The sequence below is a fragment of the Pseudomonas sp. JUb42 genome (assembly GCF_024807945.1).
In the GTDB taxonomy this organism is placed as follows: domain Bacteria; phylum Pseudomonadota; class Gammaproteobacteria; order Pseudomonadales; family Pseudomonadaceae; genus Aquipseudomonas.
In genome coordinates this window covers 288,855-314,272 of record NZ_JANUFD010000008.1, presented here as the reverse complement: position 1 = coordinate 314,272, position 25,418 = coordinate 288,855, and the positions used below count along the sequence as shown (strand labels likewise).

Sequence of the window (25,418 nt, the reverse complement as noted above, 5' to 3'; positions counted from 1 at the left end):
ACATGAGCCAACGGCAAAAAATCCTGATAGTCGACGACGAGCCGGACATTCGCGAACTCCTGGAGATCACCCTGGGGCGCATGAAGCTCGATACCCGCAGCGCGCGCAACGTGCGCGAGGCCCATGACTGGCTGGCGCGGGAAGCGTTCGACCTGTGCCTGACCGACATGCGTCTGCCTGACGGTAACGGCCTGGAACTGGTGCAGCATATCCAGCAGCGCCACCCGCAAGTGCCGGTGGCCATGATCACCGCCCACGGCAACCTCGACACCGCCATTCACGCCCTCAAGGCCGGGGCATTCGACTTCGTCACCAAGCCGGTGGACCTGGGCCGTCTGCGCGAACTGGTCGGCAGCGCCCTGCGCCTGCACCCGGTGGGCGCCAATACCGAACGCAGCATCGACAGCCGCCTGCTTGGCGACTCACCGCCGATGCGCGCGTTGCGCAAACAGATCGGCAAGCTGGCCCGTAGCCAGGCGCCGATCTATATCAGCGGCGAATCGGGCAGCGGCAAGGAACTGGTCGCGCGGCTTATCCACGAACAAGGCCCGCGTGTCGACCATCTGTTTATTCCCGTCAACTGCGGCGCCATTCCTACAGAACTGATGGAAAGCGAGTTCTTCGGCCATCGCAAGGGCAGCTTTACCGGCGCCCACGAAGACAAGCCTGGGCTGTTTCAGGCGGCCAATGGCGGCACGCTGTTTCTCGATGAGGTGGCGGATTTGCCCCTGGCCATGCAGGTCAAGCTGCTGCGGGCGATTCAGGAGAAGTCCATACGCAGCATTGGTGGTCAGCAGGAAACCGTCGTCGACGTACGAATTCTCTGCGCCACCCATAAGGACCTGAGCGCCGAAGTGGCCGCCGGGCGCTTCCGCCAGGACTTGTACTATCGGCTGAACGTCATCGAACTGCGCGTACCCTCGTTGCGCGAACGCCGCGAAGATATCGAGCAGCTGTCGAGCAGCGTGTTGCAGCGCCTGGCCGATAACTCCGGGCAGCCCGTGGCCCAACTGCATCCCCAGGCCCTGGAAACCCTCAAGGGCTACCGCTTCCCCGGCAACGTGCGGGAACTGGAGAACATGCTCGAACGGGCCTACACCCTGTGCGAAAACGACCAAATCGACGCCAGCGACCTGCGCCTGGCCGAAACCAGCCACACGGCCGAACAGGGCGAGCACAACCTAGCCGATATCGACAATCTGGAAGACTATCTGGAAAGCATCGAGCGCAAGCTGATCCTGCAGGCCCTGGAAGAAACCCGCTGGAACCGCACCGCCGCCGCACAGCGGCTGAACCTGACGTTCAGGTCGATGCGTTATCGGTTGAAGAAGTTGGGGCTGGATTGAGACCCGCCTCTGACAGGCTCTCTACTCTGTGAAAGCGAATTCTGTGGGAGCGAATTCATTCGCGAAGACGGTGTTCCAGACGATGAACCGCTTTCGCGAATGAATTCGCTCCCACAGATCCACTCGACAATGGACACCTACAAGATGCGGCTGCTTGGGTTATAGGGCCGCGCATCAATAATCGGCTCACGCCCCAACAGCAGATCCACCAGCAACTGGCAGGACGCCGGCGCCAGAACCAGGCCATTACGGTAATGCCCGCAGTTCAGCCACAAACCCTCGAACCCCGCCAGCGGCCCGATGAAGGGAATGCCATCCGGCGAGCCGGGGCGCAGGCCTGCCCAATGGCCAACGACTTCGGCATCAGCCAGGGCCGGAATCAGCTCAACCGCCGACGCCTTGAGACTTTCCAGCGCAGCGTCCGTCGGGGTCTTGTCGAAGCCTTCATGCTCTAGGGTACTGCCCACCAGGATATGCCCGTCGCGACGCGGAATCGCATAACGGCCCTTGGCCAGGACCATGCTCGGCAGAAAATCCGCCGCGCACTTGTACAGGATCATCTGACCTTTGACCGGCTCGACCGGCAGCTCAAGACCGAGGGTCTTGAGCAACTCACCGCTCCAGGCGCCAGCGGTCAGGATCACTTGGTCGCCCAACACATCGCCATCGATCGTGGTCACGCCCAGCACCGTATCGCCATCACGGACAAAACCCTGCACCTCACACTGCTCATGAATCGTCACATTGGGCAGCGCGACAAGCGCAGCCTTGAGCGACTTCACCAGTCGTGGATTGCGCACGTTGGCGACATTGGCCATATAAATAGCCCGTGAATAACCTTCGCCCAGCACCGGTACGGCCTGCTGCACGGTGTCGATCGACACGCTGCTCAGCGGCCTTTGCTCACGAGCCGCCCATTGCAGCGCCTGCGCCTCGTCATCCAGATCGAGCCAGTACAGCCCGGTGGTATGCACCTCGGGATCGACGCCAGTGCTCTTGAACAGGCGCTCGGCCAGTTGTGGGTAAAAATCCTGAGACCAGTGCGCGAGGGCCGTCACGGCCTGGCTGTAACGCCAAGGGTAAAGTGGCGAAACGATTCCACCACCGGCCCATGACGACTCCTGCCCTACCGCAGAACGGTCCAGCAGCACGACCTGCTCGACATGCGCAGCCAGGTTGAAGGCCGTCAATAACCCGATGACACCACCGCCCACGATCACTACCTGCCCAGGTTTGGTCATGATTCATCCGACTGAAGAAAAATGGAGGGGCGCAGTCTAGCCCTTTCGCCGGGTCGCTGGCGCGATGAGCGGGGAAATTTGCGAGGGGGGCTGACGCAAATCAATCGCTGGATCGAGTCAGGTTCGTCCACTCGCAGTAAACCCAGGGCCAACGCAATCAATCAACGATCACCTAAAGGCAAAATGCCGCCTGTCTGGCCATTTGCCCGGATATCCATTACCAAAGGACTTTTTTCGTCGTTAACATCAAGATAATCCTCGCGTGTATTACGGAAAATTCCTACATGAATTTCGACACTTACGTCAGGCAATTGAAGACGCTATGTAGCCGTCGGAATTCAACCGCACTGGCCACCCGACAAGCGGGTTTCACTTTGGTAGAGCTGCTCGTCGCCGTGGCGATCGTCGGCATCTTCGCTGCCATTGCCGTGCCCAGCTTCGGCTCGCTGATCCGTCGGCAGAACGTCAACTCGGCAGCCAACGAACTTTATGACCTGTTGCAGTATGCCCGTAGTGAGGCGGTGACTCAGTCCAGAAGCATCACTATTGCTGCTGCGAACTCCAGCAGCGCGTCATGGAACAACGACATCTCAGTGAAGACAGCCGCTGCCACTCTGCGCCAGATCGGCACTTCGGGTCTGGCCCAGGGCGTTACCATCGCGTCCGGCGTCGGCGCGCTGACATTCACCCCGACCGGTAACTCATCGGCCGCCGCCTGCTTCAGGTTCACTTCGACATCGGACACAACGATTGCAACCCAGTATGTTGGCGTACAAGCCAGTGGCCGGATCACCCCGCCGAGCAAGACGGCACCTGCTTCAGGGGAGTGCAACTGATGATCACATCCCTCAATAAGAAGTCAGCCGGCTTCAGCATGATCGAAGTGCTGGTCAGCCTGCTGGTCATCGTGATCGGCGTGCTCGGGCTGGCAGGGCTGCAAAGCAAGACCATCCCCTACACCCAGGATTCGGCACAGCGAAATACCGCGATCATGCTGGCTGATGATCTGGTGGACCTGATGCGCGCCAGTAACAACGACTCTGGCATCAGCGTGAAGAGTTTCCAGAAAGCCCCGGGCGCTGCATTCCCCACTGCCCCGAGCAGCTGCGTGCCGACCCCTGCCAGCGTCAGCAGCCGCCTGGGCTGCTGGGCGGCCCAGGCAGCGAAAGTTTTGCCCGGCTCCAGCACCCTGCAGACCAGCAACTTCTATATCTGCTGGAGCGCGGCGCCCGGAGATGTCACCGCCAGCGCTTGCGGCGGATCCGCTGCTGGCAAGGAAGTCGAAATAAGCCTGGCATGGACCGTGGTCAAAGGTGGTGACTGCCTGGACGGTACACAGGGAACCACTTGCACCTACACCATCAGGACGCGCCTGTAATGAAGCTGACCGTACCGCGCCAGCAGCGAGGCCTGTCGCTGATCGAGCTGATGGTCGCCATGTTGATTGGCACCTTCCTGATCCTGGGTATTACCGAAATCTTTATCAATAACCAGAAGAGCTACCTGTTTCAACAGAACCAGGTCGGCAATCAGGAGAACGGACGTTTCGCTCTCACAGTACTCAGTCAGGAGCTGTCCAAGGCGGGTTATCGCAGCCTGCCCATCGATTCCATCGCGGCCAGTACCGCAGTGGTAGCCGGTTGCAATTTCCCTGTTGGTGCGGCGGTAGTGGCCATTTCCCAGACCTCGCTATGCATTCAATACCAGGCGGCGAATACCGCTGATACCGGCTGCCAAGGCACAGCGGTGGCAAATGCGAACCTGATTTTGAAACCTTATGGCCAGGTCAATCCGGTGATCGTTGAAAAGTTAACCCTGGATACCACGACCAACTCGCTGATCTGCACCACCAGCGCAGGCGCACAGCCTCTGGTGACGGGTATCAGCGACATCCGTTTCGACTATGGCTCAGGGACCGATAAATCCCTCACCACCTTTGCCACCAGCCCGACCCAGATCGTCGGCGCAGTGCGTTATTCCGCGTTGATGCAAAGCATCGGTGGCGCAACGATTCGTGACACGACCACCGTACCGGCCGCTCTCACCGAATGGAACAGCCGCTACGGTACGACCCTGAATGACACCACCAAGCTTTATCAGATCGTGCAGGGCACGGTCATGCTCAGGAATCAGCTGCCATGATCACCTCCGCACTCCGGCCTCGCAGGCCCATGGCATTCTCACAGTCCGGGGTCACGTTGATCGTGGCGCTGGTGTTCCTGTTGATCATCACCGTGCTGGGCATTTCCAGCATGCGTGGCGTGGCTCTGGAATCGCGCATTACCGGTAATCTCAAGCAGGAGAAAGTCCTTGAAGAGGCCGCCGAAGCCGGTTTACGCATTGGCGAGCTGAGTATTACCCGGGTCAACGGTACAGTCGCCCCCTCAGTCGTACGCGCCTGCACCACGGATGTGTGCATGCCCTGGATGGTGTCGGAACTGACCGCCGATCTCACGAAAGACACGCCGACGCGCTTTACTTCCACCTATGCCACTAACGTTGCCACGGTCAGTGGCTATGACACCAAGATCCAGTGGTATGTCGTGCAAATCGGCAAGCTGGACAAGAGCATGAACAGTTGCGCCCTGACCGGTTGCGGCGTGCTGTATTTCGAAGTGAATTCCTGCGCTTCTACCGTACTGTGCACCAGCGATACCACGACGCGGCGGGTGATCAAGCGCTCGGTATACGCTCACTACTATCCACCGCAGCAATGAACAGCAGCACGAATGGGCCGACCATGAAACCTTCAATAGCTATCCGTCGTTTTTTCACGGCCCTGCCCCTGCTGCTTGGTCTTGCTCCACTGGCGGCGCATGCGATCAGCCAGGTTCCGGCGCAAGTGCCGCTGTTCGTCAACAATGCGGTGCCGCCGCTGAATATGCTGGTGGTGGCGCGGGACCATAAGCTGTTTTTTCCGGCTTATAATGATGCGTCTGATCTGGATGGTGATGGTTCTTTGGAACTTCACTTTAAACCGTCCATTATCTACCTCGGCTATTTCGATTCGGCAAAGTGCTACAGCTACGGCAGCGGCTACTTCTCTCCTTCAGTGCTCGCCACCAATGCCGGCACTGCCGATGTACCAATATGGAAATGCCCCGGTAGCTGGAGCGGCAACTTCCTCAATTACGTGACCACTTCCCGAGCTGATGCCCTGCGTAAAGTGCTGTACGGGGGGTATCGAACCGTAGACACCGCCACGCAAACCATACTGGAGCGTGCCTTTATCACCACGGATGCGCACACCTGGGGTAAAGAGTACATAGGCGCGTCAACCACTGCAGACCTGATCAAGGCAAACGGCTATCTGCTCACCGACTATACCCCTATCGCCAGTAACCCCGGCGCCAGTTACTACGCCCTGTTTGCCAACAACAGCGATCGTTCCAACACGCAAGACCCTAACGTATCCAGCAACCCACCTCTGCTGCGCGTGCTATCCAACGTCCAGAATGTCCGGGTCTTCGGTTGGGTATCCCGGGATGGTACAGAAGGCAGTACAACGGCCACCAACACCAGCGGTAACAACGTTGGCGTCACCCCAACCAATTACAATGTGCGCGTAGAGGTCTGCAAGCTTCCGAATCTGGAAACCAACTGCAAGGCCTATGCAAACAATCAGTACAAACCTACGGGCATCCTTCACGATTACGGTGAAGGCAACCAGATGTATTTCGGCCTGATGACAGGCACCTATAACAACAACATGCAAGGCGGCGTTCTACGCAAGGCCATGAGCAGTTTTGGTACAGAGGTCGATCCAACCACCGGGATCTTTGGTACCAAGACAGTCTCCGGTGGTACAACCACCTACACAAAGGGGAGTCTGATAGGCAGCCTCGACAGTCTGTTGCTGGCCAATGCCAAGTGCAACGATACCGGCTCTACCGGCATGACCAATGGCAACTGTAATAACTGGGGTAACCCCCTGGCCGAGATGATGTTCGAGACGCTGCGTTATTTCAGCGGCTCCACCTCCCCGACCGCAGGTTATGCCGCCGGCAGTATCGACACGGGCCTGGGGCTTACCAGTCTAAGCACATGGAGCAACCCGTACTCAAGCACCCCGAATGCCAATGCTTCGCCGCCGACTTATCCGTCCTGCTCGAAACCCTTCCAGACCTTGGTCAGCGACGTAAACCCCAACTACGATTCGGACCTGCCCGGCAGTAGTTTCACCATTACCGGCGGCACGTCGGCCACCACCGCCTTGAGCGATTTCAACGCGGCATCCTTGGGCGGTACCATTTGGAGTAACGATGTCGGCGGCACCAAGAACATTAACATCGGCCAGACTACGTCTACATACGATACTGCACCAACCGCCAAGAGTGCCGCCAGCTTCGGCACCATCCGCGGCTTGCCGGAAGAGCCAACCAAGCAAGGTACTTATAACGCCGCAGCCGTGGCTTACTTTGGCAATACCAATCCGATCACGACGCCTGGCAACCAGAAGGTGCAGACCTTATCCATCGCTCTGTCTTCAACCCTGCCGCGCATCCAGATGCCGGTCGGCGGCGGCACCATTACGCTGGTGCCGTTTGGCAAGGTGACCAACACCACGTCTACCGAGCAACTGACCGGTTTTTATGTCGACTCGATGTACAACATGCCCGGCCAGCCGTCGGACTCAACCGTCAATGGGGGTCGTGCCCAGGCGGTTTTCCGTGTGGTATACGACGACTGTGAGCAAAGCTGCGACTACGATATGGACGCCATCGTGCTCTATACCGTGTCGGTCACTGCGGCAAACACCCTGACGGTAGTAAGCCAGACAGTCTATGCGTCAGCGGGCAACGAGTCGCACATGGGCTACACCATTTCCGGCACAACCGCTGACGGTATTTATCTGGAGGTTACCGGCGGTGGCACAGGCCTCAGGAATTACGTTCTGGACACCCCCGGCAGCCAATTGCCGGGCTCCTGCGCCAACCCCTCTACCAACACCAGTAGCGTTAGTGCAACCTGCGCCGGCTCTTCTCTGCCTGGGTTGGGCTCCAGCCATACCCGCACTTTCACCCCATCGTCTGCAACCCTCATTACCAACCTGCAAAACCCACTGTGGTACGCAGCCAAATGGGGTGGTTTCGGTGATAGCAGCAACGTCACCGGTAGTACCCCTGTTTCGGGCCAATGGGATTCGGCCAAGTCAGGCACCCCGAACAACTACTTTTTGGTCACCAGCGCTTCAAACCTGAAAACCCAGTTGGCGGCAGCCTTCAACCAGATCCTGCAAAAAAACAGCTCGGTGGCAGCGCCCGCTGTATCACCGCAGTTGGGCGTCAATAACTCCAACGCGACCTACGTCAACAGCATGAACGTCGCTTATTGGAGCGGGGATCTGACCAAGACCACCGTTACCACAACGACTACCTCGACTACCTCGACCGTCAACTGGTCGGCAGCCGCGCAGATGCCCGCCTGGGGCTCACGAAACATCACGATGGCCAACAACGCTGGCACGGCGTTGCAGCCCTTCAACTACAGCAACGTGAATAGCAAAACCCCCACCCTTACCACTCCCCTGACTACGGACCAGGTGGATTTTCTGCGTGGTGACACCAGTAAAGAGACCTCCACGTTCCGCAAACGCGCGTCCCTGATAGGCGATATCGTCAACTCGGGCCCAGCCGTGGTTACCACAGCCAAATATATTCCGGCGATCGCAGAGGCATTGGGCGGCTCGCCTGGCGATTACCAGACATTCAAAAATACCCAGGCTACGCGGCGTGGCCAGGTCTATGTGGGTGCCAACGATGGGATGCTGCATGGTTTCGACACCGCCACCGGGGTGGAGAAATTTGCCTTTGTGCCGTCGGCGGTATTTCCCAACCTCAGCGCCCTGACCGCCAAGACCTATAACACCGACTCCTCGCTGCACCGCTTCTTCGTCGATGGCTCACCCGTCATTTCCGATATTTACTTCGGCGGTGCCTGGCATACTATTCTGGTCGGTACCCTGGGTGCGGGTGGGCGGGAAATCTTCGCTCTCGATGTCACCGACCCGGACAGCATCAGCCTGCTATGGGAATACACCGCTGATACTGATGTTGGTTCCACCTTCTCCATACCAGTGGTCACCAAACTGCACTCGGACCAATGGGGCGTAATCATCGGCAATGGCTACAACGGCAGTAACGGCAACGCTTCGCTACTGGTCATCAATGCCGCGACTGGCGCACTGATCAAAAAACTCACCACGTCGGTTGCAGTTGATAACGGCCTGTCTTCCCCTGTAGTGTTGGACTTTGACTCAGATGGCATAGCCGACTATGTCTATGCCGGTGACCTGAACGGCAATCTTTGGCGTTTTGACTTGAACGCTACCAGCACCAGCAGCTGGGTTGTCTCGTTCAGCAATACCCCACTTTACAAAGCCACCGTCAGCGACGCCAATAACGCAGCGGTACAGTCGATCACCGCGCCACCTGTGGTCATACGCCATCCGACCGGGACCGGGATATTGGTCATTTTCGGCACAGGCCGTTATTTCACCTCGGCCGACAAGACCAGTACTGATCTGCAAACGCTCTATGGCATCTGGGACAAGCAGGCCAGTAACAGTGCGCCAACCCTGAATCGTGCCAACCTGCAGGCGCAGACTATTACTGCACAAAGTACGAGCACCTTCAGCTCAACCATTCAGACGGTACGTACGGTCAGTGCCAATAACGTGGACTGGACCAGCAAATACGGCTGGTATCTGGACTTCGCAGTCGGTACGACCTACCTCGGTGAACGCTTGGTCGACGCGATGAACCTGACGCCCAGCGTGCTGTTCGTATCGACCCGAACCCCAAGCACGGACGTCTGCACCCCGGGGATCACCGGCTGGAGCTATGGCCTGGACCCGAATACCGGTGGGGCAACCACCTTCAGTGTGTTCAACTTCAGCCGTACCGGTACCATCACCGACGCCGATAAACTCAACGGCGGCGTGGTCAGCGCTTACGCCACCGTAGCGGGCGGTCTGGCCTTTATGTCCAACTCCAACACCAACGTCGCAGGCGCAGTCAACGGCTCCAACGTCAGTGCCGATGGCTCGTTGATGGGTGTAAGTCTGGGTAACAAATTCGATGGTCGGCAAAGCTGGCGCGTCATGCCCTGGAGCCAATAATGAGAGTTCTTATGCACAAACAACGTGGCTTCACCCTGATTGAGTTGATGATTGCCGTCGCCGTGGTCGGCATCCTCACCGCCATCGCCTACCCCAGTTACGTCAAGTACGTACAGAAGAGCTATCGCTCGGAAGGTATCGCCATGCTTGCCGACGCCACAGCGCGGATGGAGCGGTATTACGCGCAAAACAACAGCTATCCAGTTGGGACCTCTGCTGCGGCTATCGGCATTACCAATACCAACTCGCCTACGAACAAGTACACCCTCAGCGTAACTGGCACAGCCACGACCTACACCGTGCAGGTCGCTCCACAAGGCAGCCAGACCACTGATAGCTGCGGCAACATGAGTGTCGATCAGGCAGGAGCTCGGAACCCATCGCCCGCCACCACGGACTGCTGGAAGTAACCGCAAGATGGTGTGATAAGGAACTCTGTGGGAGCGAATTGTGGGAGCGAATTCATTCGCGAAGAGGCCGTTACAGTCGATACATGCTTTGCGCCTGACATACCGCTTTCGCGAATAAATTCGCTCCCACAAAAGCTGCCAGTGATTCAGTAAATTACATGTAGTTTGCGCCGACGGGAGCGCATTTCAGCTGCGTCCCCAACAAAACGCCGTATCAGTGCTGCTCTCGCGATTATCCCTGCGCCCCAGATGATCGAGCACAAACCGCCCACAGCGATCTCCCGCCATCTTGCCACCCGCCAGCGGTGAAGCGCTTAACACAAATCGCTGACCATCACCCCGCTCGGCCTCGATAGCGTAAACGCCGTTATCAGCAGGAATCTCCGGTTTGAAGGGCGGTGGCCCTGGCACGTCGGCGTATTGCCCATGGCGTGAATAGAAGCGCTCCAGTTGATGGGCGATATCGCTGAGCAACCCGCTGATATCCGCGCGATGGGCGCGCCGGACGTATTCGTTGTAGGCCGGGTAGGCGATGCTGGTCAGAATCGCGACTATGGCCATGGCGATCAGTAGCTCGAACAAGGTGAAGCCGGTGATTCTGGATTTCATCGAATAGCCTCCTGGCAAACACATCTACCTGAATTGGAATGGGCTTTTTGTAGGAGCTGCCGAAGGCTGCGAAAGCGCTATATCAGGTAGACGCCATTCATAGACCCTATTCGCAGGCAAGCCTGCTCCCACATCCCCTATTGCAACTGCCGCCACATGATCCGGCAGTCAGCATAAATCGTCTCAAGTACCGTCCGTGACCTCCCCTGCACCGCCACGGCGGTAATGCGATGCAGGGTCATTGGGCCGGACGCAGGGCAATTGGGTGGGCGACTGACGGGTACGTCGCTCTGGCCCAGCTTCTGGATCAGGTAATAGCCGCCCGCCGTGGCCAGCCAGGGCAAGCCGGAGCCGCCTTGTGCTCCGGCACGATCGACCTTGAACGACTCGGGCGGCGGCAGGCAGTAGAGGCAGTCGGGCAACATGTCGCCGGGCACGCGCAATGAAGACTCAGCACTGCGCAGCACCGCTTCGGCTTTCTGCAGGGATCGATTGCCCAGGTGCTGACTGGCGACGATCTTCTCTTGCAGGGACGCGGTTTGCAGGCTGGCGCCGCTCAGTAGAAGCAGCATCAGCAGGAATATCAGGCTGGTCGGCAAGACCAGCCCGCGTTGCGCGGCGCGGCTCATGTGCGCCAGCCATTGCGCAGGGCTACAGCCAGATGCCAGGTCTGATCGGCTGTGCGCTGTTGCGGGTCGGTCAAGGTCAGGCTCAGGCGCACACTGCGCAGGTCTGCCGCACGCGCGGCGGGCAGTTCCGGGCTGTAGTGCATCGGCGTACCGGCCAGGCCAAAGGAGACGCTGAACGCCTTGACGTTCTGCACCAGCCCCTGGCCTTCCAGTTGTATTTCATTACCGGTGAATCTGTAGTTTAGCTGGCGCAGGTAGAAGCTGACTTGCTCTGGTCGGGTGACCTTGCCCACGTACAGCTTGGCCGCTGTCTGGCAGTCGGAGACTGCTGTCCAGTCCGGGTTGCCTGCATCAGCGGTGATCAGACTCAGGGTTTGTCTTTGCGGCTCCCAACGCAGCGGCTGTCGGAAAAGCTCGGGCACGCTGGCCGTCACTTCAAAAGCAGTGCAGCCATACATCCCGGCCATGCGGATTTCCTGCGCCAGTTTCTGCAACAGGAAGCGGGCATCTTCCTGCATGCGCATGGCGGCATCCTGGGCCAGATAGCTGCTCTGAGTGGCCAGCAGCAAGCGTGTCAAACCGAGAGACAGGATCAGGCCCAATGCCAGGGCGAGCATGATTTCAATCAGACTGAAGCCCTTCATGGTGTAAGCACCAGATGGCTATCAACGGCGCTCTCCAGGGTGAATGCCCTTAACGCTCCCTCCTGTCCTGCTGCGCGGCGATCGCTCCATTGCAGATTGACGATCATCGAGGGGGCATGGAGAACGATGCTGGCTTCAGCGTCTTTACCTGCGAACGCATGGATATTGCTTTTGAAGTCGAACAGATCCTGATCACGGGCGTTGCCCGGATTACCGCTGGATGGCGCCTGATCCAGAGAAGCCAGCGCGTAACTGGCGAAGATCGCTGCCGCACGATGGGGGTTGCCGTCTACATTGGCGCGGATGCGGTCAAGGATGTCATAGGCGATCAGGCCCGCCTGGGCGTCCATGCGCGCGGCATCGGCATACTGCAAGGCCTTGAGCTGAACCGCTGCAGCCCCCAGCAGCCCGACAGTCAGTACCAATCCGGTAATCAGCACCTCGATCAGGCTTATCCCGCTTTGGTGACGCAACGCACCCTTACACATCGTTCAGCTCCTCCTTGAGCCTTTGGCGTTGCAATTGAAGCCGAGAACTTTGAGGTTCGCTGGCGCAATGTGTAACGGTTTTTCACTCGCGCACAGGCGCAGGGAGGTGTCTGCTTGTGCACCTGATCACTGCGCAAAGGAGTGCGCCATGACATGTCAGAAGGGTTTCGGGCTGATTGAACTGCTGATAGGGCTGACCCTGGTCGGCATACTCGCCAGCATTGCCTACCCCGGCTTCTCCGGAATGATCGAGGCACAGCGCCATCGGGATGCTGCGCTGCAACTTTCCCACAGCCTGCGCAGCGCAAGGACTGAGGCGCTGTTACGAAGTCAGACGATGTGGGTCGAAGCCATTGATGCTGACTGGAGCCGGGGCTGGCAGATACGCCCGGACAACGACGACGAACAATCGCTGCTGGCCGAACGCGCGCGCAACGGCAAGCCGCGGATTGTCGGCAACAGCAAGATCATGAATAGCATTGGTTTCAGCGCCCAGGGCATGCCGCTGCAAATTGGCAATGGTTCGCTGTACATGTGCATGCGCGATCAGCCGCGCAGCCACTATCAGGTGATAGTGGCGTCCAATGGCCGGGTACGTGTCGATGACAGCAAGAGCAACCAGGCGCTCTGCGGCTGACTCAGCTCAAAGCAGGGATTTGACCCGCAGTTCCTTGGGCATCGAGAAGGTGATGTTCTCGGCACGACCGGCCAGTTCATCGGCGCCGACGGCTCCCCAGGCCTGCAACTGCTGAATCACGCCCCGCACCAACACTTCCGGCGCCGAGGCACCGGCCGTGATACCGATACGCTCGACACCGTCGAACCAGCTACGCTGCATGTCTTCGGCGCCATCGATCAGGTAGGCCGGCGTCGCCATGCGCTCGGCCAGCTCGCGCAGACGGTTGGAGTTGGAGCTGTTCGGGCTGCCCACCACCAACACCACATCACACTCGTTGGCCAGTTGCTTGACTGCGTCCTGGCGGTTTTGCGTGGCGTAGCAGATATCGTCCTTGCGCGGTCCGCCAATACTCGGGAAGCGCGTACGCAGAGCGTCGATGACCCGGCTGGTGTCATCCATGGACAGGGTGGTCTGGGTCACGAACGCCAGGGATTCAGGGTTATTCACCTGAAGATTGGCGACATCTTCCTCGTCTTCGACCAGATAGATCGCACCACCATTACTGGCGTCGTACTGGCCCATGGTGCCTTCGACTTCCGGATGGCCTTCGTGGCCGATCAGGATGCACTCGCGGCCGTCGCGACTGTAGCGAGCGACTTCGATATGCACCTTGGTCACCAGCGGACAGGTCGCATCGAACACCTTGAGGCCACGACCAGCCGCTTCTGTACGCACGGCCTGGGAAACGCCGTGGGCACTGAAGATGACGATGACGTCGTCCGGCACCTGGTCCAGCTCTTCGACGAAAATCGCCCCGCGGGCGCGCAGGTCTTCGACGACGAATTTGTTATGAACCACTTCATGACGCACATAGATCGGCGGCCCAAACACTTCCAGCGCCCGATTGACGATTTCGATCGCGCGGTCCACTCCAGCGCAGAAGCCGCGGGGGTTGGCGAGTTTGATTTGCATGCTGTGCCTCGTGTTACGAGCAGGTAAACAGAAACGAAAAGGCCCCACCAAAGGCGGGGCCAGCAACGCATCAGACAATCAGAGCGCCTTGACCTCGAAGATTTCCACTTCGAATGTCAGGGTCTTGCCCGCCAGCGGGTGATTGAAATCGATGGTCACCTGAGCCTCGTCGAACGCTTTGACCACGCCCGGCAACTCAGTATTGGCCGCATCGTTGAAGATCACCAGCAAACCTTCCGACAGCTCCATGCCCTGGAACTGCGAACGCGGCATTATCTGCACGTTCTGCGGGTTGGGCTGACCAAAGGCGTTTTCCGCAAGGACTTCAAGCGTGCGCTTGTCGCCGGCCTTGAAGCCGAACAACGCGGCCTCAAAACCAGGCAGCAGGCTGCCATCACCGACCTTGAACGTGGCCGGAGCCTTGTCGAAGGTGCTGTCCACGGTATCGCCGTTTTCCAGGCGCAGCGCGAAGTGCAGCGTGACCTGAGTGTTCTGGCCGATGCGTTGCTCGGTCACTGACGATTCAGCCATTGGCGGTCTCTCCGGTTTTCCTGGTTTTGAACATATCCAGCGCCAGCATGATTGCACCAACGGTAATGGCGCTGTCGGCAAAGTTGAAGGCCGGGAAGCGCCAGCGGTCCTGCCAGTGCACCAGTACGAAGTCGATCACATGGCCGAGCACGATACGGTCATACAGGTTGCCCAGCGCGCCGCCCAGCACCAGTGCCAGGGCGACTGCCAGCCAGGTTTCGTTACGGCCCAGGCGCTTGAGCCAGATGATCAGCACCAGGCTGACCACCACGGCGATCAAGGCAAACAGCCAGCGCTGCCAGCCGGAGCTGTCGGCCAGGAAGCTGAAGGCTGCGCCTGTGTTGTAGGCCAGGGTCCAGCTGAACAGGTCAGGGATGACCACGATCTGCTGGTACAGGCTCAGGGCGTTCTCGAAATGAGCCTTGCTGAGCTGATCGATGATCAGCACCAGCACGCTCAGGACAAGCCAGCCGAGACGGCCGGCGCCAGTGGCTTTAGGCATAGTGACGAACCTCGCCATTGCCGCTGATGTTGTCTACGCAACGACCGCAGATTTCCGGATGCTCAGGATTGACCCCGACGTCCTCACGGTGATGCCAGCAACGGGCGCACTTGGCGTGACCGGACTTGACCACCTTGAGCTTGAGGCCGGCCACTTCGGTGACCACGGCATCGGCCGGAGCGCTGGCCAGAGGGGCAACGCTGGCGGTGGAGGTGATCAGCACGAAGCGCAGCTCGTTGCTCAGCTTCGACAGATCCGCCACCAGGGACTCTTCGGCGAACAGGGTCACTTCGGCCTGCAGGTTGCCGCCAATGGCCTTGGCTGCCCGCATGTTTTCCATTTCCTTGTTGACCGCGACTTTGACCGCCATGATCCGCTCCCAGTAGGCGCGGTCCAGCTCGAAGCCTTCGGGCATCTCGCTCAGGCCCTGATACCAGGTGTTGAGCATGACCGACTCGTTGCGCTCGCCCGGCAGGTACTGCCACAGCTCGTCAGCGGTGAAGGCCAGGATCGGTGCGATCCAGCGCACCAGCGCCTCGGAGATATGGAACAGCGCGGTCTGGCAGGAACGCCGCGCGGTGCTGTTGGCACCGGTGGTATACTGACGGTCCTTAATGATGTCCAGGTAGAAGCCGCCCAGCTCCTGCACGCAGAAGTTATGGACCTTGGAGTAGACGTTCCAGAAACGGTATTCGCTGTAGTGCTCTTCCAGCTCGCGTTGCAGCAGCAGCGCGCGGTCCACTGCCCAGCGATCCAGAGCCAGCATCTCGTCATTGGGCAACAGATCGGTCGCCGGATTGAAGCCGCTGAGGTTGGAAAGCAGGAAGCGCGCAGTGTTGCGGATACGCCGGTAGGCGTCGGCACTGCGTTGCAGGATGGTCTCGGAAACCGCCATCTCGCCGGAGTAGTCGGTAGCCGAAACCCACAGACGCATGATGTCGGCACCCAGGGTGTCGTTGACCTTCTGCGGCGCGATCACGTTGCCCAGAGACTTGGACATCTTGCGACCGTTCTCGTCCACAGTGAAGCCATGGGTCAGCAGTTCACGGTACGGGGCGTGGTCATCGATGGCGCAGCCGGTCAGCAGCGACGAGTGGAACCAGCCGCGGTGCTGGTCGGAACCTTCCAGGTACAGGTCGGCACGCGGACCGCTCTCGTGACCCATAGGGTGCGAACCGCGCAGGACATGCCAGTGCGTGGTGCCGGAGTCGAACCAGACGTCCAGGGTGTCGGAGATCTTGTCGTACTGCGCCGCTTCATCGCCGAGCAGTTCGGCCGAGTCCAGCTTGAACCAGGCCTCGATGCCCTCTTTTTCGACGCGCTGGGCGACTTCTTCCATCAGCTCGACGGTGCGTGGGTGCAGCTCGCCGCTTTCCTTGTTCAGGAAGAACGGGATCGGCACGCCCCAGTTGCGCTGACGGGAGATGCACCAGTCCGGACGGTTGGCGATCATCGAATGCAGGCGCGCCTGGCCCCAGGCCGGAACGAACCTGGTGTCTTCGATGGCCTTGACCGCACGCTTGCGCAGGGTCTCGCCGGTGGTCGGCTGCTTGTCCATGCCAACGAACCACTGCGCGGTGGCGCGGTAGATCAGCGGCGACTTGTGACGCCAGCAGTGCATGTAGCTGTGGGTGATGGTCTCGGTGTCCATCAGGCTGCCAACTTCGGCCAGCTTGTCGATGATGCTCTGGTTGGCCTTGAAGATGAACTGGCCGCCGAAGAACTCCAGAGACTCGGCGTAGACGCCATTGCTCTGCACCGGGCTGAGGATGTCGTCGTTGGTCATGCCGTAGCGTTTGCAACTGTTGAAGTCGTCTACGCCATAGGCCGGGGCGCTGTGCACCACGCCAGTACCGGCGCCCAGTTCGACGTAGTCAGCCAGATAGACGGGCGACAGGCGGTCATAGAACGGGTGACGAAAATTGATCAGCTCCAGCGCTTTACCGGTGGTCAGGGCAATGACCGAACCTTGCAGCTTGTAACGAGCCAGACAGGCTTCAACCAGCTCTTCGGCCAGCACCAGCAGCTTGTCGCCGACGTCGACCAGGGCGTAGTTGAACTCAGGGTGAACGTTCAGCGCCTGGTTGGCCGGAATGGTCCACGGGGTGGTGGTCCAGATCACGATGGAGGCAGGCTTGCCCAATGCTGGCAGGCCAAAGGCTTCGGCCAGCTTGGCTTCGTCAGCGATGGCAAAGGCCACATCGATGGTCGAGGATTTCTTGTCGGCGTATTCGACTTCCGCTTCGGCCAGGGCCGAACCGCAGTCAAAGCACCAGTTCACTGGCTTGAGGCCCTTGAACACGAAACCGCCCTTGACCATTTCCGCCAGGGCACGGATTTCCCCGGCCTCGTTGGCGAAGTTCATGGTCAGGTAAGGGTTGTCCCAGTCGCCCAGCACACCCAGACGGATGAATTCAGTCTTCTGCCCGCCAACCTGCTCAGCCGCATACGCGCGGCACAGCTCGCGAGTCTTGTCGGCACCCAGGTTTTTGCCATGGGTGACTTCGACCTTGTGCTCGATCGGCAGACCATGGCAGTCCCAGCCCGGAACATAAGGCGCATCGAAACCCGACAGGGTTTTCGAGCGCACGATCATGTCCTTGAGGATCTTGTTGACCGCATGACCGATGTGAATATTGCCGTTGGCGTAAGGAGGACCGTCGTGCAGCACGAACTTTGGACGATCCTTGCCAATTTCGCGCAGCTTCTGGTACAGGCCAATGCTGTCCCAGCGCTGCAAGATTTGCGGCTCGCGCTGGGGCAGGCCGGCCTTCATTGGGAAGGCGGTGTCCGGAAGGTTTAGCGTGGCTTTGTAATCGGTCATTTCAGGCTCTTGGTAAGGATATGCATGAAAAATGTCTGCGCTCGCTCAGGCGGCGTTGCGTACAGTCTCGAAATGCTCATTTACTGGCGTAAACTCCGCTTTCTCGCCTGTGCGCGCCTTGCCTGACCTTCGCTCGACTATTTTTCATACACATCCGTCGGGTTGGCCATGCCAATGGGCACGGGCGGCGGCGACATCCGCATTGATCGCCGTCTTCAGCGCCTCCAGTGAGGCGAAACGCTGCTCATCACGCAGCTTCTGGTGGAATACCACCGTCAAACGCCGGCCATAAAGATCACCGGCAAAGTCCAGCAGATGCACTTCCAGGTGGGCACTGCCATCACCTGCCACGGTCGGGCGCACGCCAATATTGGCGACACCCGGCCATGCCGTGCCGTCGATCAGCGTACTGACAAGGTAAACCCCGGTCATCGGCACGCGACGGCGCTTGAGTTGTACGTTGGCCGTGGGCGTACCCAGCTGTCGGGCGAGTTTCTGCCCGTGCAGCACGCGACCGGTAATCTGATACGGACGCCCGAGCAGGCGTTCAGCCAAGGCAAAATCGGCCACTGCCAGGGCATTGCGAATCTGCGTGCTGCTAACCCGCACGCCGTCGATCTCGACGGTCTGGGCGGCCTCGACGCTGAAGCCCTGGGCGTTGCCGACCTGTTGCAAAAAGTCGAAATCACCCAGGCGATCACAGCCGAAACGGAAATCGTCGCCGACTTCCAGATGGCGAACGTCGAGGCCTTCGATCAGTACCGTATCGACGAACTCGGCGGCGCTGAGCTTGCTCAGACGCTCGTTGAACGACAGGCACAGCACCTGATCGACGCCCTCGGCCGCCAGCAGTTCAAGCTTGTCGCGCAGCCTGGCCAGACGCGCCGGAGCGGTCTCGGGAGCGAAAAACTCGCGCGGCTGCGGCTCGAAAATCACCACGCAACTGGGCAGGCCCAACTCAACCGCACGCTCACGCAGACGCGCCAGGATAGCCTGGTGGCCACGGTGAACACCGTCGAAGTTGCCAATAGTGGCGACACAGCCCCGATGCTGGGGGCGCAGATTGTGGAGGCCTCGGACCAGCTGCATAACGCGCTTCTTGCTCATAAAGTGGGCGATTATAACCACACACAGCCTTGGACGACAGGCGACAGACCAAGGCAAAACCACGGCAATCGGCTCGCAATGCGAAAAACCGACGACCACCCTTACTACAAATCTACAGGATCGCCTTGCGGGCGAAGTCCTTCAGGCGAAAACCCAGCAGCAAAAGCATGCCGAAATACGCCACCAGCCCGGCCGCGACCAGGCCACCCAGGCGAATAAAGCGTTCAAGCATATGTCCTTCGTCCCAGGCCGGCATCACCTGCATCAGGCCCAACAACACGCCGGACATCACCGCCACGGCCAGCACCAGCTTGAACAGGTACTTGGCCCAGCCCGGTTGCGGCTGGAACAGGCCCTGGCGCAGCAATTGCCAGAGCAGCAGCCCGGCATTGATGCAGGCACCGCCACTGATCGCCAGGGCAAGGCCGGCATGCTGCAGCGGACCGATGAAAACCAGGTTGAGCAACTGAGTAACAATGAGGGTGAAGATGGCGATTTTCACCGGGGTGCGAATATTTTGTTGCGCATAGAAGCCCGGCGCCAGCACCTTGATCATGATGATGCCCAGCAGACCCACTGAGTAAGCGACCAATGCGCGCTGGGTCATGAGCGCATCGTGGGCATCAAATTGGCCGTACTGGAACAGAGAAACGGTCAAAGGTTTGGCCAGAATCCCCAGCGCCAGGGTGCAAGGCAGCACCAACACAAAACACAGGCGCAGGCCCCAGTCGAGGATCCGCGAATATTCGTGGCGATCCTTGCTGGCGTAGGTCTTGGCCAGGATCGGCAGCAGAATCGTCCCCAGTGCCACACCGAGCACGCCGGATGGCAACTCCATCAAGCGGTCGGCGTAGTACATCCAGGACACCGAACCGGCTACAAGAAACGAGGCAAAAATCGTGTTGATAATCAGAGAAATCTGACTGACCGAAACGCCGAGAATCGCTGGCAGCATTTGTTTCATCACCCGCCAGACGCCACTGTCACGCAGATTCAGGCGTGGCAGCACCAGCATGCCGATTTTTTTCAGGTGCGGCAGTTGATACAGCAACTGCATCAGACCACCGACCAGCACCGCCCAACCCAGCGCCATGACCGGCGGATTGAAATACGGAGTCAGGAACAGGGCAAAGACAATCATGCTGACATTGAGCAGGGTCGGCACGAACGCCGGGACCGAAAAGCGGTTCCAGGTATTGAGGATCGCCCCGGCCAGGGAGGACAGGGAGATCAGCAATATATAAGGAAAAGTCACCCGCAGCAGATCGCTGGTCAGGGCGAATTTTTCCGGCGTATCGGCAAAGCCCGGCGCCGTGGCCCAGATCACCCAGGGTGCAGCGATGATGCCCAGCGCCGTGACCAGGGCCAGGACCAACGTCAACAGCCCGGTGACATAAGCAACAAAGGTACGGGTCGCCTCCTCCCCCTGCTGGCTCTTGTATTCCGCCAGGATCGGTACGAACGCCTGAGAAAAAGCGCCCTCGGCAAAGATGCGCCGCAGCAGATTGGGCAATTTAAAGGCGATGAAAAAAGCGTCCGTGGCCATTCCCGCGCCGAAAGTACGCGCAATGATGGTGTCGCGAATAAAGCCCAGCACCCGGGAAAGCATGGTGATAGAGCTGACGGCGGCCAATGATTTGAGTAGGTTCATCGAAAGAATGTGCTTCCTGGCAAAAGGATCGGCCATGCCGACTTCCTTTTATGCGATACTCCGCGCCGCAAAAGCGACAGAGCCAAAGTCCGCGAGTTTACAGGTCGTACGCCGGAAATAAATATCCGATAACACTTGGCGACCATTCAGCGGAACACAAGAACTGCCCTTGACAAGCTGTCAACTCATCGGCATGATTCGCGGCCTATTTTGTTTGCTATTCCCTAAAAAGTCTTTCGAGGAGCTCGACGGTGGCCAACACACCTTCCGCCAAAAAACGTGCAAAACAGGCTGAGAAGCGTCGCAGCCACAACGCCAGCCTGCGTTCCATGGTCCGTACCTACATCAAGAACGTAGTGAAAGCCATCGACGCAAAAGACGCTGAAAAAGCACAAGCTGCTTACGTTCTGGCTGTGCCTGTTCTCGACCGTATGGCCGATAAAGGCATCATCCACAAGAACAAAGCTGCTCGTCATAAAGGCCGCCTGAATGGCCACATCAAGGCTCTGAACCTTGCTGCTGCAGCCTAAGCGATCTGCTTGTTAAAAAACCGACCCAAGGGTCGGTTTTTTATTGTCTGCGATTTGGCGAAAACCAGATGGGAGAAATTCTGTGAGGGCAAATTGCGGGAGCCATTTGAGGAGCGAATTGTGGGAGCGAATTCATTCGCGAAGAGGCCAGCACACTCATCGCATCTCTGGCGCCTGACTGCCGCCTTCGCGGATGAATCCGCCCCCACTATGTCAGCCCATGCCCATAACAAACAACTATGGTGCCGGAGCAGGCGCCCAAGGCAGGATCGGGATCGCTGTCACAGCATTCTGCGGGCTACCCTCAATGACCCGGTCGCTATAGACCAGATACACCAGGGTATTGCGCTTCTTGTCGAGGAAACGCACCACCTGCATGGTCTTGAACACCAGCGACGTGCGCTCCTTGAACACCTCTTCGCCATCCTTCAGCTCTTCGCGAAAATGGATGGTCCCGACCTGGCGACAGGCAATCGATGCCTCGGCACGGTCTTCGGCCAGGCCGAGACCACCTTTGAGGCCGCCGGTCTTGGCCCGGGACAGATAGCAGGTCACTCCCTCCACCTTCGGATCATCAAAGGCCTCGACCACAATGCGGTCGTTGGGGCCAACGAACTTGAACACCGTCGACACCTGACCAATCTCTTCCGCCGAAGCCAGCGCTGGCAAAACCAATAGCGCCGCCAACAATCCCTTCATGATGCGCATAGCACTTCCTTATCCAGACAGGACTTAAACCAGGATCAGGTTATCCCGGTGAACCAGTTCAGGCTCAGCCATATAACCCAACACGCGGACAATCGCCTCGGACGACTGGCCAATGATCTTCTGCGCCTCAAGGGCACTGTAGTTGCTCAGGCCGCGGGCGATCTCGCGACCGTCGGCCGCTACGCACACCACCATCTCGCCGCGCCGGAAGCTGCCCTGAACCAGCTTCACGCCGACCGGCAGCAGGCTCTTGCTATCACGCACCAGCGCCTTGACCGCACCATCGTCCAGCACCAGGGTGCCGCGGGTCTGCAGGTGCCCGGCCAGCCACTGCTTGCGCGCCGCGAGCATTTCCCGCTCAGGCGACAGCAGCGTTCCCAGGCGCTCGCCGGCCTTGAGCCGCGCCAGCACCTGATCGATACGCCCACCAACAATGACAGTGTGCGCACCCGAACGCGCCGCCAGGCGCGCTGCACGCAGTTTGGTCTGCATGCCGCCACGCCCCAGAGCACCGCCGGTGCCGCCCGCCACAGCATCCAGCGCCGGATCGTCGGCACGCGCTTCGTAGATCAACTGAGCGTCAGGGTTATTGCGCGGATCGGCATCGAACATGCCGTCGCGGTCGGTGAGAATGACCAGCAGGTCGGCCTCGACCAGGTTCGCCACCAAGGCGGCCAGGGTGTCGTTGTCACCGAAACGGATCTCGTCAGTGACAACGGTGTCGTTTTCGTTGATCACCGGCACAACGCCCAACTCGACCAGGGTGCGCAGGGTGCTGCGGGCATTCAGGTAGCGCTTGCGGTCAGACAAATCGTCATGGGTCAGGAGAATCTGCGCAGTATGCCGATCATGCTCGGCAAAGCTCGACTCCCAGGCCTGCACCAGACCCATCTGACCGATCGCGGCAGCGGCTTGCAGCTCATGCATGGCACTGGGTCGCGCCGTCCAGCCCAAACGGCTCATACCGGCTGCCACAGCCCCGGAAGACACCAGCACCAGTTCGACGTCTGCCTCACACAACGCCACCATCTGCTCGACCCAAACACCCATCGCGTTGCGGTCAAGACCCTTGCCGTCCGCCGTCAGCAGCGCACTTCCGATCTTCACAACCCAACGCTGGGCACCTGTCACCTTGCTGCGCATGATCTTTCAACCTTAACCAGAGAGTCCAAATTCGAGATACAAAAACGCCGCTCAAGAGCGGCGCTTAGTTTACTGCACTCAATCAATCACGGACGTAAATGATTTCCGGACCGTCTTCATCATCCACATCTTCTTCGTCCCAATCATCGTCGCCGATATCGTGGACGCTCTTCACGCCGCTGCGACGCAGGGCACGCTGATCATCCAGCGCCTGCAACTGGGCGCGGGCTTCGTCTTCGATGCGCTGATCGAGGTCTGCCAGCTCTTCGGCGTAGGCCGGGTCGTTGGTCAGGCGATCAAGACGATCTTCTAGGTAGCGCATGATGTCGCGGCTGAGCTGCTCGGTGCCTTCTTTGGCGATGGCCGAGATCACGTAGACCGGACCGGTCCAGTTCAGACGCTCGATGATCTCCTGCTTGCGCTCTTCGTGCTCTTCTTCAAGGATCTGATCGCACTTGTTCAGCACCAGCCAGCGATCACGCTCGGCCAGAGACGGACTGAAGCGGATCAGCTCGTTGACGATGACTTCAGCGGCGTCCGGCGCACTGCTTTCGTCCAGCGGCGCCATGTCGACGAGGTGCAGCAACAGACGGGTACGCGCCAAATGCTTGAGGAAGCGTATGCCCAGGCCAGCACCATCGGAAGCACCTTCAATCAGCCCCGGGATATCGGCAATGACGAAGCTTTTCCAACGATCGACACTGACCACACCCAGGTTCGGCACCAGGGTAGTGAACGGGTAATCAGCCACTTTCGGCTTGGCAGCGGAAACCGAGCGGATAAAGGTACTTTTGCCGGCATTCGGCAAACCGAGCAGGCCGACGTCAGCCAATACCTTCAATTCCAGCTTCAGGTCACGCTGATCGCCCGGCTTGCCTGGAGTGGTCTGGCGTGGCGCGCGGTTGGTACTGGATTTGAAACGGGTGTTACCCAGACCATGCCAGCCACCATGAGCCACCAACAGGCGCTGACCGGCCTTGGTCAGGTCGCCGATGATTTCCTGGGTGCCCGCATCGATAACGGTAGTACCGACCGGCACGCGCAACTCCAGATCCTCACCCTTGCGCCCGGTGCAGTCAGTGCTGCCGCCATTGGAACCGCGTTCGGCATCAAAGTGACGGGTATAGCGGTAGTCAACCAGGGTATTGAGGTTTTCGTCGGCGACCATATAGATCGAGCCGCCATCACCACCATCACCACCGTTGGGACCACCGTTTTCGATGAATTTTTCGCGACGGAAGCTCATGCAACCGTTGCCGCCGTCACCGGCCTTCACTCGAATGGAAACTTCATCAACAAACTTCATAACACACGCCTCCCGCCATTACGGCGAGCAGAACAACACTGAACACATAAGGCTCTTGCAAAGATGAGCGTTGCGAGACCGATCAAAAACCAGCGATTCCAGAAGAACCATCACAACAGCTCGCACAAACAGCTTTGCAAGAGACTCACCGACTTCTAAAAACGAAAAAGCCCCGTCGCGAGACAGGGCTTTTCCAGCTAAGCGAGATTATGCTGCGACTTCAGTCGCTGGCACGATGCTCACGTAGCGGCGACCGAAGGCGCCTTTAACCTGGAACTTGATCACGCCTTCCACTTTCGCGAACAGGGTGTGATCCTTGCCCATGCCAACGCCGTAGCCAGCGTGGAATTGGGTACCGCGCTGACGCACGATGATGTTGCCCGGGATGATGGTCTGACCGCCGTACATCTTCACGCCAAGGCGCTTGGCTTCTGAGTCGCGACCGTTACGGGTACTACCACCAGCTTTTTTGTGTGCCATGAGTTCAATACTCCTATTAGGGTATCAGGCTGAAATTCAGGCCTGGATACCGGTGATTTTGATCTCGGTGAACCACTGGCGGTGGCCCATACGCTTCATGTGGTGCTTACGACGACGAAACTTGATGATGCGGACTTTATCGTGGCGACCTTGGGAGATCACTTCAGCCACGACGGTAGCGCCAGCAACAACTGGAGCACCGATGTTGACTGCGTCGCCATCAGCAACGAGCAACACACGGTCAAAAGTCACGGATTCGCCAGTGGCGACTTCCAGTTTTTCGATTTTCAGGTATTCACCTGGGGCGACTTTGTACTGCTTGCCACCGGTAACAATTACTGCGTACATGGGTATATCTCCGAAAATCCTGCTCACCCAGCTCTTTATAAGTAGAGTATCGGCTGGCATGGCTGCATGGGGCTGGAACGGCCCGCTAGCAATTGCGTAAGGCAGGTGCTGCCCAGGAAAGTTAGGGTGCGCGATTGTACGCAAGGCTGCAACGCCTTGCAATAGCGACTCTGTCATACCTTGACACGCTCTGACCCGCGACCTAGCATG

At 59.0% G+C, this 25,418-nt stretch carries 25 protein-coding genes; 9 read left to right on the top strand and 16 right to left on the bottom strand.

The features are described from left to right. The first annotated feature begins 2 nt into the window (after window positions 1–2). Complete coding sequence (locus tag M2401_RS18200; protein ID WP_259104874.1) at window positions 3–1,346, top strand: sigma-54 dependent transcriptional regulator; 1,344 nt, start codon at window positions 3–5, stop codon at window positions 1,344–1,346. A gap of 137 nt (window positions 1,347–1,483) precedes the next feature. Here the strand turns inward: M2401_RS18200 and thiO are convergent, their stop codons facing one another. Next, window positions 1,484–2,587, bottom strand: a complete 1,104-nt coding sequence (thiO, locus tag M2401_RS18195; RefSeq protein WP_259104873.1) for a glycine oxidase ThiO — start codon at window positions 2,585–2,587, stop codon at window positions 1,484–1,486. Between the two features lie 284 nt (window positions 2,588–2,871). Between thiO and M2401_RS18190 the strand changes: the two genes are divergently transcribed. The 6 genes from M2401_RS18190 to M2401_RS18165 are packed head-to-tail and all read left to right on the top strand — an operon-like array spanning window position 2,872 to window position 10,117. Then, window positions 2,872–3,423 (top strand): prepilin-type N-terminal cleavage/methylation domain-containing protein, encoded by a 552-nt coding sequence (locus M2401_RS18190; protein WP_259104872.1) that lies wholly within the window; start codon window positions 2,872–2,874, stop codon window positions 3,421–3,423. After that, window positions 3,423–3,965, top strand: a complete 543-nt coding sequence (pilV, locus tag M2401_RS18185) for a type IV pilus modification protein PilV (RefSeq protein WP_310504133.1) — start codon at window positions 3,423–3,425, stop codon at window positions 3,963–3,965. The genes M2401_RS18190 and pilV (M2401_RS18185) overlap by 1 nt, the downstream gene beginning before the upstream one ends. Further along, complete coding sequence (locus M2401_RS18180; protein WP_259104871.1) at window positions 3,965–4,729, top strand: prepilin-type N-terminal cleavage/methylation domain-containing protein; 765 nt, start codon at window positions 3,965–3,967, stop codon at window positions 4,727–4,729. The genes pilV (M2401_RS18185) and M2401_RS18180 overlap by 1 nt, the downstream gene beginning before the upstream one ends. A gap of 29 nt (window positions 4,730–4,758) precedes the next feature. Then, on the top strand, window positions 4,759–5,304 hold the full coding sequence (locus M2401_RS18175) for a PilX N-terminal domain-containing pilus assembly protein (protein WP_259104870.1): 546 nt from the start codon (window positions 4,759–4,761) through the stop codon (window positions 5,302–5,304). Between the two features lie 23 nt (window positions 5,305–5,327). After that, window positions 5,328–9,707, top strand: coding sequence for a pilus assembly protein (locus tag M2401_RS18170; RefSeq protein ID WP_259104869.1), 4,380 nt, complete (start codon window positions 5,328–5,330; stop codon window positions 9,705–9,707). An 11-nt stretch (window positions 9,708–9,718) separates the two neighbouring features. Further along, window positions 9,719–10,117, top strand: coding sequence for a type IV pilin protein (locus M2401_RS18165; RefSeq protein ID WP_259104868.1), 399 nt, complete (start codon window positions 9,719–9,721; stop codon window positions 10,115–10,117). A 186-nt stretch (window positions 10,118–10,303) separates the two neighbouring features. On the opposite strand, the gene M2401_RS18160 is transcribed toward M2401_RS18165, so the two are convergent. The 4 genes from M2401_RS18160 to pilV (M2401_RS18140) form a co-directional block, all read right to left on the bottom strand. Then, entirely contained in the window at window positions 10,304–10,726 is a 423-nt protein-coding gene (locus M2401_RS18160; RefSeq protein WP_310504132.1) for a type IV pilin protein, read from the bottom strand. A 137-nt stretch (window positions 10,727–10,863) separates the two neighbouring features. Continuing rightward, window positions 10,864–11,355 carry a pilus assembly protein PilX gene (locus M2401_RS18150; RefSeq protein WP_259104860.1) on the bottom strand — a complete coding sequence of 164 codons (492 nt, stop codon included), beginning with the start codon at window positions 11,353–11,355 and terminating at the stop codon, window positions 10,864–10,866. Next, window positions 11,352–11,999 (bottom strand): PilW family protein, encoded by a 648-nt coding sequence (locus M2401_RS18145; RefSeq protein ID WP_259104858.1) that lies wholly within the window; start codon window positions 11,997–11,999, stop codon window positions 11,352–11,354. The genes M2401_RS18150 and M2401_RS18145 overlap by 4 nt, the downstream gene beginning before the upstream one ends. Then, on the bottom strand, window positions 11,996–12,487 hold the full coding sequence (gene pilV, locus M2401_RS18140) for a type IV pilus modification protein PilV (protein WP_259104856.1): 492 nt from the start codon (window positions 12,485–12,487) through the stop codon (window positions 11,996–11,998). The genes M2401_RS18145 and pilV (M2401_RS18140) overlap by 4 nt, the downstream gene beginning before the upstream one ends. A 148-nt stretch (window positions 12,488–12,635) precedes the next feature. Between pilV (M2401_RS18140) and M2401_RS18135 the strand changes: the two genes are divergently transcribed. Continuing rightward, window positions 12,636–13,124: a GspH/FimT family pseudopilin gene (locus M2401_RS18135; RefSeq protein WP_259104854.1), complete on the top strand. Its 489-nt coding sequence runs from the start codon at window positions 12,636–12,638 to the stop codon at window positions 13,122–13,124. A 6-nt stretch (window positions 13,125–13,130) separates the two neighbouring features. Here M2401_RS18135 and ispH read toward each other — a convergent pair whose 3' ends face one another. From ispH to murJ, 6 genes are all read right to left on the bottom strand, one after another. Beyond that, window positions 13,131–14,078: a 4-hydroxy-3-methylbut-2-enyl diphosphate reductase gene (ispH, locus tag M2401_RS18130; RefSeq protein ID WP_259104852.1), complete on the bottom strand. Its 948-nt coding sequence runs from the start codon at window positions 14,076–14,078 to the stop codon at window positions 13,131–13,133. A gap of 78 nt (window positions 14,079–14,156) precedes the next feature. Beyond that, complete coding sequence (locus tag M2401_RS18125) at window positions 14,157–14,609, bottom strand: peptidylprolyl isomerase (protein ID WP_259104850.1); 453 nt, start codon at window positions 14,607–14,609, stop codon at window positions 14,157–14,159. Continuing rightward, on the bottom strand, window positions 14,602–15,111 hold the full coding sequence (gene lspA / locus M2401_RS18120; RefSeq protein WP_259104849.1) for a signal peptidase II: 510 nt from the start codon (window positions 15,109–15,111) through the stop codon (window positions 14,602–14,604). Before lspA ends, M2401_RS18125 begins: the two co-directional genes overlap by 8 nt. Then, window positions 15,104–17,935, bottom strand: coding sequence for an isoleucine--tRNA ligase (gene ileS, locus M2401_RS18115; RefSeq protein ID WP_259104848.1), 2,832 nt, complete (start codon window positions 17,933–17,935; stop codon window positions 15,104–15,106). The genes lspA and ileS overlap by 8 nt, the downstream gene beginning before the upstream one ends. 144 nt (window positions 17,936–18,079) lie before the next feature. Further along, window positions 18,080–19,024 (bottom strand): bifunctional riboflavin kinase/FAD synthetase, encoded by a 945-nt coding sequence (gene ribF / locus M2401_RS18110; RefSeq protein WP_259104847.1) that lies wholly within the window; start codon window positions 19,022–19,024, stop codon window positions 18,080–18,082. A gap of 130 nt (window positions 19,025–19,154) precedes the next feature. Beyond that, window positions 19,155–20,693, bottom strand: coding sequence for a murein biosynthesis integral membrane protein MurJ (gene murJ / locus M2401_RS18105; protein ID WP_259104944.1), 1,539 nt, complete (start codon window positions 20,691–20,693; stop codon window positions 19,155–19,157). 251 nt (window positions 20,694–20,944) lie between these two features. Between murJ and rpsT the strand changes: the two genes are divergently transcribed. After that, the gene (rpsT, locus tag M2401_RS18100; RefSeq protein ID WP_259104846.1) at window positions 20,945–21,223 is read left to right on the top strand and encodes a 30S ribosomal protein S20; all 279 of its coding nucleotides are present in this window, start codon (window positions 20,945–20,947) and stop codon (window positions 21,221–21,223) included. 237 nt (window positions 21,224–21,460) lie between these two features. Here the strand turns inward: rpsT and M2401_RS18095 are convergent, their stop codons facing one another. The 5 genes from M2401_RS18095 to rplU form a co-directional block, all read right to left on the bottom strand. Continuing rightward, the gene (locus tag M2401_RS18095; RefSeq protein WP_259104845.1) at window positions 21,461–21,931 is read right to left on the bottom strand and encodes a CreA family protein; all 471 of its coding nucleotides are present in this window, start codon (window positions 21,929–21,931) and stop codon (window positions 21,461–21,463) included. Window positions 21,932–21,955: 24 nt separating this feature from the next. Then, window positions 21,956–23,074 carry a glutamate 5-kinase gene (gene proB / locus M2401_RS18090; RefSeq protein WP_259104844.1) on the bottom strand — a complete coding sequence of 373 codons (1,119 nt, stop codon included), beginning with the start codon at window positions 23,072–23,074 and terminating at the stop codon, window positions 21,956–21,958. 82 nt (window positions 23,075–23,156) lie between these two features. Then, window positions 23,157–24,380, bottom strand: coding sequence for an Obg family GTPase CgtA (gene cgtA / locus M2401_RS18085; protein WP_259104843.1), 1,224 nt, complete (start codon window positions 24,378–24,380; stop codon window positions 23,157–23,159). Window positions 24,381–24,587: 207 nt separating this feature from the next. After that, window positions 24,588–24,860 (bottom strand): 50S ribosomal protein L27, encoded by a 273-nt coding sequence (rpmA, locus tag M2401_RS18080; protein WP_259104842.1) that lies wholly within the window; start codon window positions 24,858–24,860, stop codon window positions 24,588–24,590. A gap of 36 nt (window positions 24,861–24,896) precedes the next feature. After that, window positions 24,897–25,208, bottom strand: coding sequence for a 50S ribosomal protein L21 (gene rplU / locus M2401_RS18075; protein ID WP_259104841.1), 312 nt, complete (start codon window positions 25,206–25,208; stop codon window positions 24,897–24,899). Window positions 25,209–25,418: the final 210 nt, after the last annotated feature.

Coding starts and splice junctions, on each gene's coding strand:
- ispH (WP_259104852.1), bottom strand. CDS start 14,078: ATGCAAATCAAACTCGCCAACCCCCGCGGCTTCTGCGCTGGAGTGGAC.
- rpmA (WP_259104842.1), bottom strand. CDS start 24,860: ATGGCACACAAAAAAGCTGGTGGTAGTACCCGTAACGGTCGCGACTCA.
- pilV (WP_259104856.1), bottom strand. CDS start 12,487: ATGTGTAAGGGTGCGTTGCGTCACCAAAGCGGGATAAGCCTGATCGAG.
- M2401_RS18165 (WP_259104868.1), top strand. CDS start 9,719: ATGCACAAACAACGTGGCTTCACCCTGATTGAGTTGATGATTGCCGTC.
- cgtA (WP_259104843.1), bottom strand. CDS start 24,380: ATGAAGTTTGTTGATGAAGTTTCCATTCGAGTGAAGGCCGGTGACGGC.
- M2401_RS18190 (WP_259104872.1), top strand. CDS start 2,872: ATGAATTTCGACACTTACGTCAGGCAATTGAAGACGCTATGTAGCCGT.
- M2401_RS18145 (WP_259104858.1), bottom strand. CDS start 11,999: ATGAAGGGCTTCAGTCTGATTGAAATCATGCTCGCCCTGGCATTGGGC.
- M2401_RS18170 (WP_259104869.1), top strand. CDS start 5,328: ATGAAACCTTCAATAGCTATCCGTCGTTTTTTCACGGCCCTGCCCCTG.
- M2401_RS18125 (WP_259104850.1), bottom strand. CDS start 14,609: ATGGCTGAATCGTCAGTGACCGAGCAACGCATCGGCCAGAACACTCAG.
- M2401_RS18180 (WP_259104871.1), top strand. CDS start 3,965: ATGAAGCTGACCGTACCGCGCCAGCAGCGAGGCCTGTCGCTGATCGAG.
- M2401_RS18175 (WP_259104870.1), top strand. CDS start 4,759: ATGGCATTCTCACAGTCCGGGGTCACGTTGATCGTGGCGCTGGTGTTC.
- proB (WP_259104844.1), bottom strand. CDS start 23,074: ATGCGCAGCAAGGTGACAGGTGCCCAGCGTTGGGTTGTGAAGATCGGA.
- rplU (WP_259104841.1), bottom strand. CDS start 25,208: ATGTACGCAGTAATTGTTACCGGTGGCAAGCAGTACAAAGTCGCCCCA.
- pilV (WP_310504133.1), top strand. CDS start 3,423: ATGATCACATCCCTCAATAAGAAGTCAGCCGGCTTCAGCATGATCGAA.
- M2401_RS18135 (WP_259104854.1), top strand. CDS start 12,636: ATGACATGTCAGAAGGGTTTCGGGCTGATTGAACTGCTGATAGGGCTG.
- M2401_RS18150 (WP_259104860.1), bottom strand. CDS start 11,355: ATGAGCCGCGCCGCGCAACGCGGGCTGGTCTTGCCGACCAGCCTGATA.
- murJ (WP_259104944.1), bottom strand. CDS start 20,693: ATGAACCTACTCAAATCATTGGCCGCCGTCAGCTCTATCACCATGCTT.
- M2401_RS18095 (WP_259104845.1), bottom strand. CDS start 21,931: ATGCGCATCATGAAGGGATTGTTGGCGGCGCTATTGGTTTTGCCAGCG.
- M2401_RS18200 (WP_259104874.1), top strand. CDS start 3: ATGAGCCAACGGCAAAAAATCCTGATAGTCGACGACGAGCCGGACATT.
- ribF (WP_259104847.1), bottom strand. CDS start 19,024: ATGCAGCTGGTCCGAGGCCTCCACAATCTGCGCCCCCAGCATCGGGGC.
- thiO (WP_259104873.1), bottom strand. CDS start 2,587: ATGACCAAACCTGGGCAGGTAGTGATCGTGGGCGGTGGTGTCATCGGG.
- lspA (WP_259104849.1), bottom strand. CDS start 15,111: ATGCCTAAAGCCACTGGCGCCGGCCGTCTCGGCTGGCTTGTCCTGAGC.
- M2401_RS18160 (WP_310504132.1), bottom strand. CDS start 10,726: ATGAAATCCAGAATCACCGGCTTCACCTTGTTCGAGCTACTGATCGCC.
- ileS (WP_259104848.1), bottom strand. CDS start 17,935: ATGACCGATTACAAAGCCACGCTAAACCTTCCGGACACCGCCTTCCCA.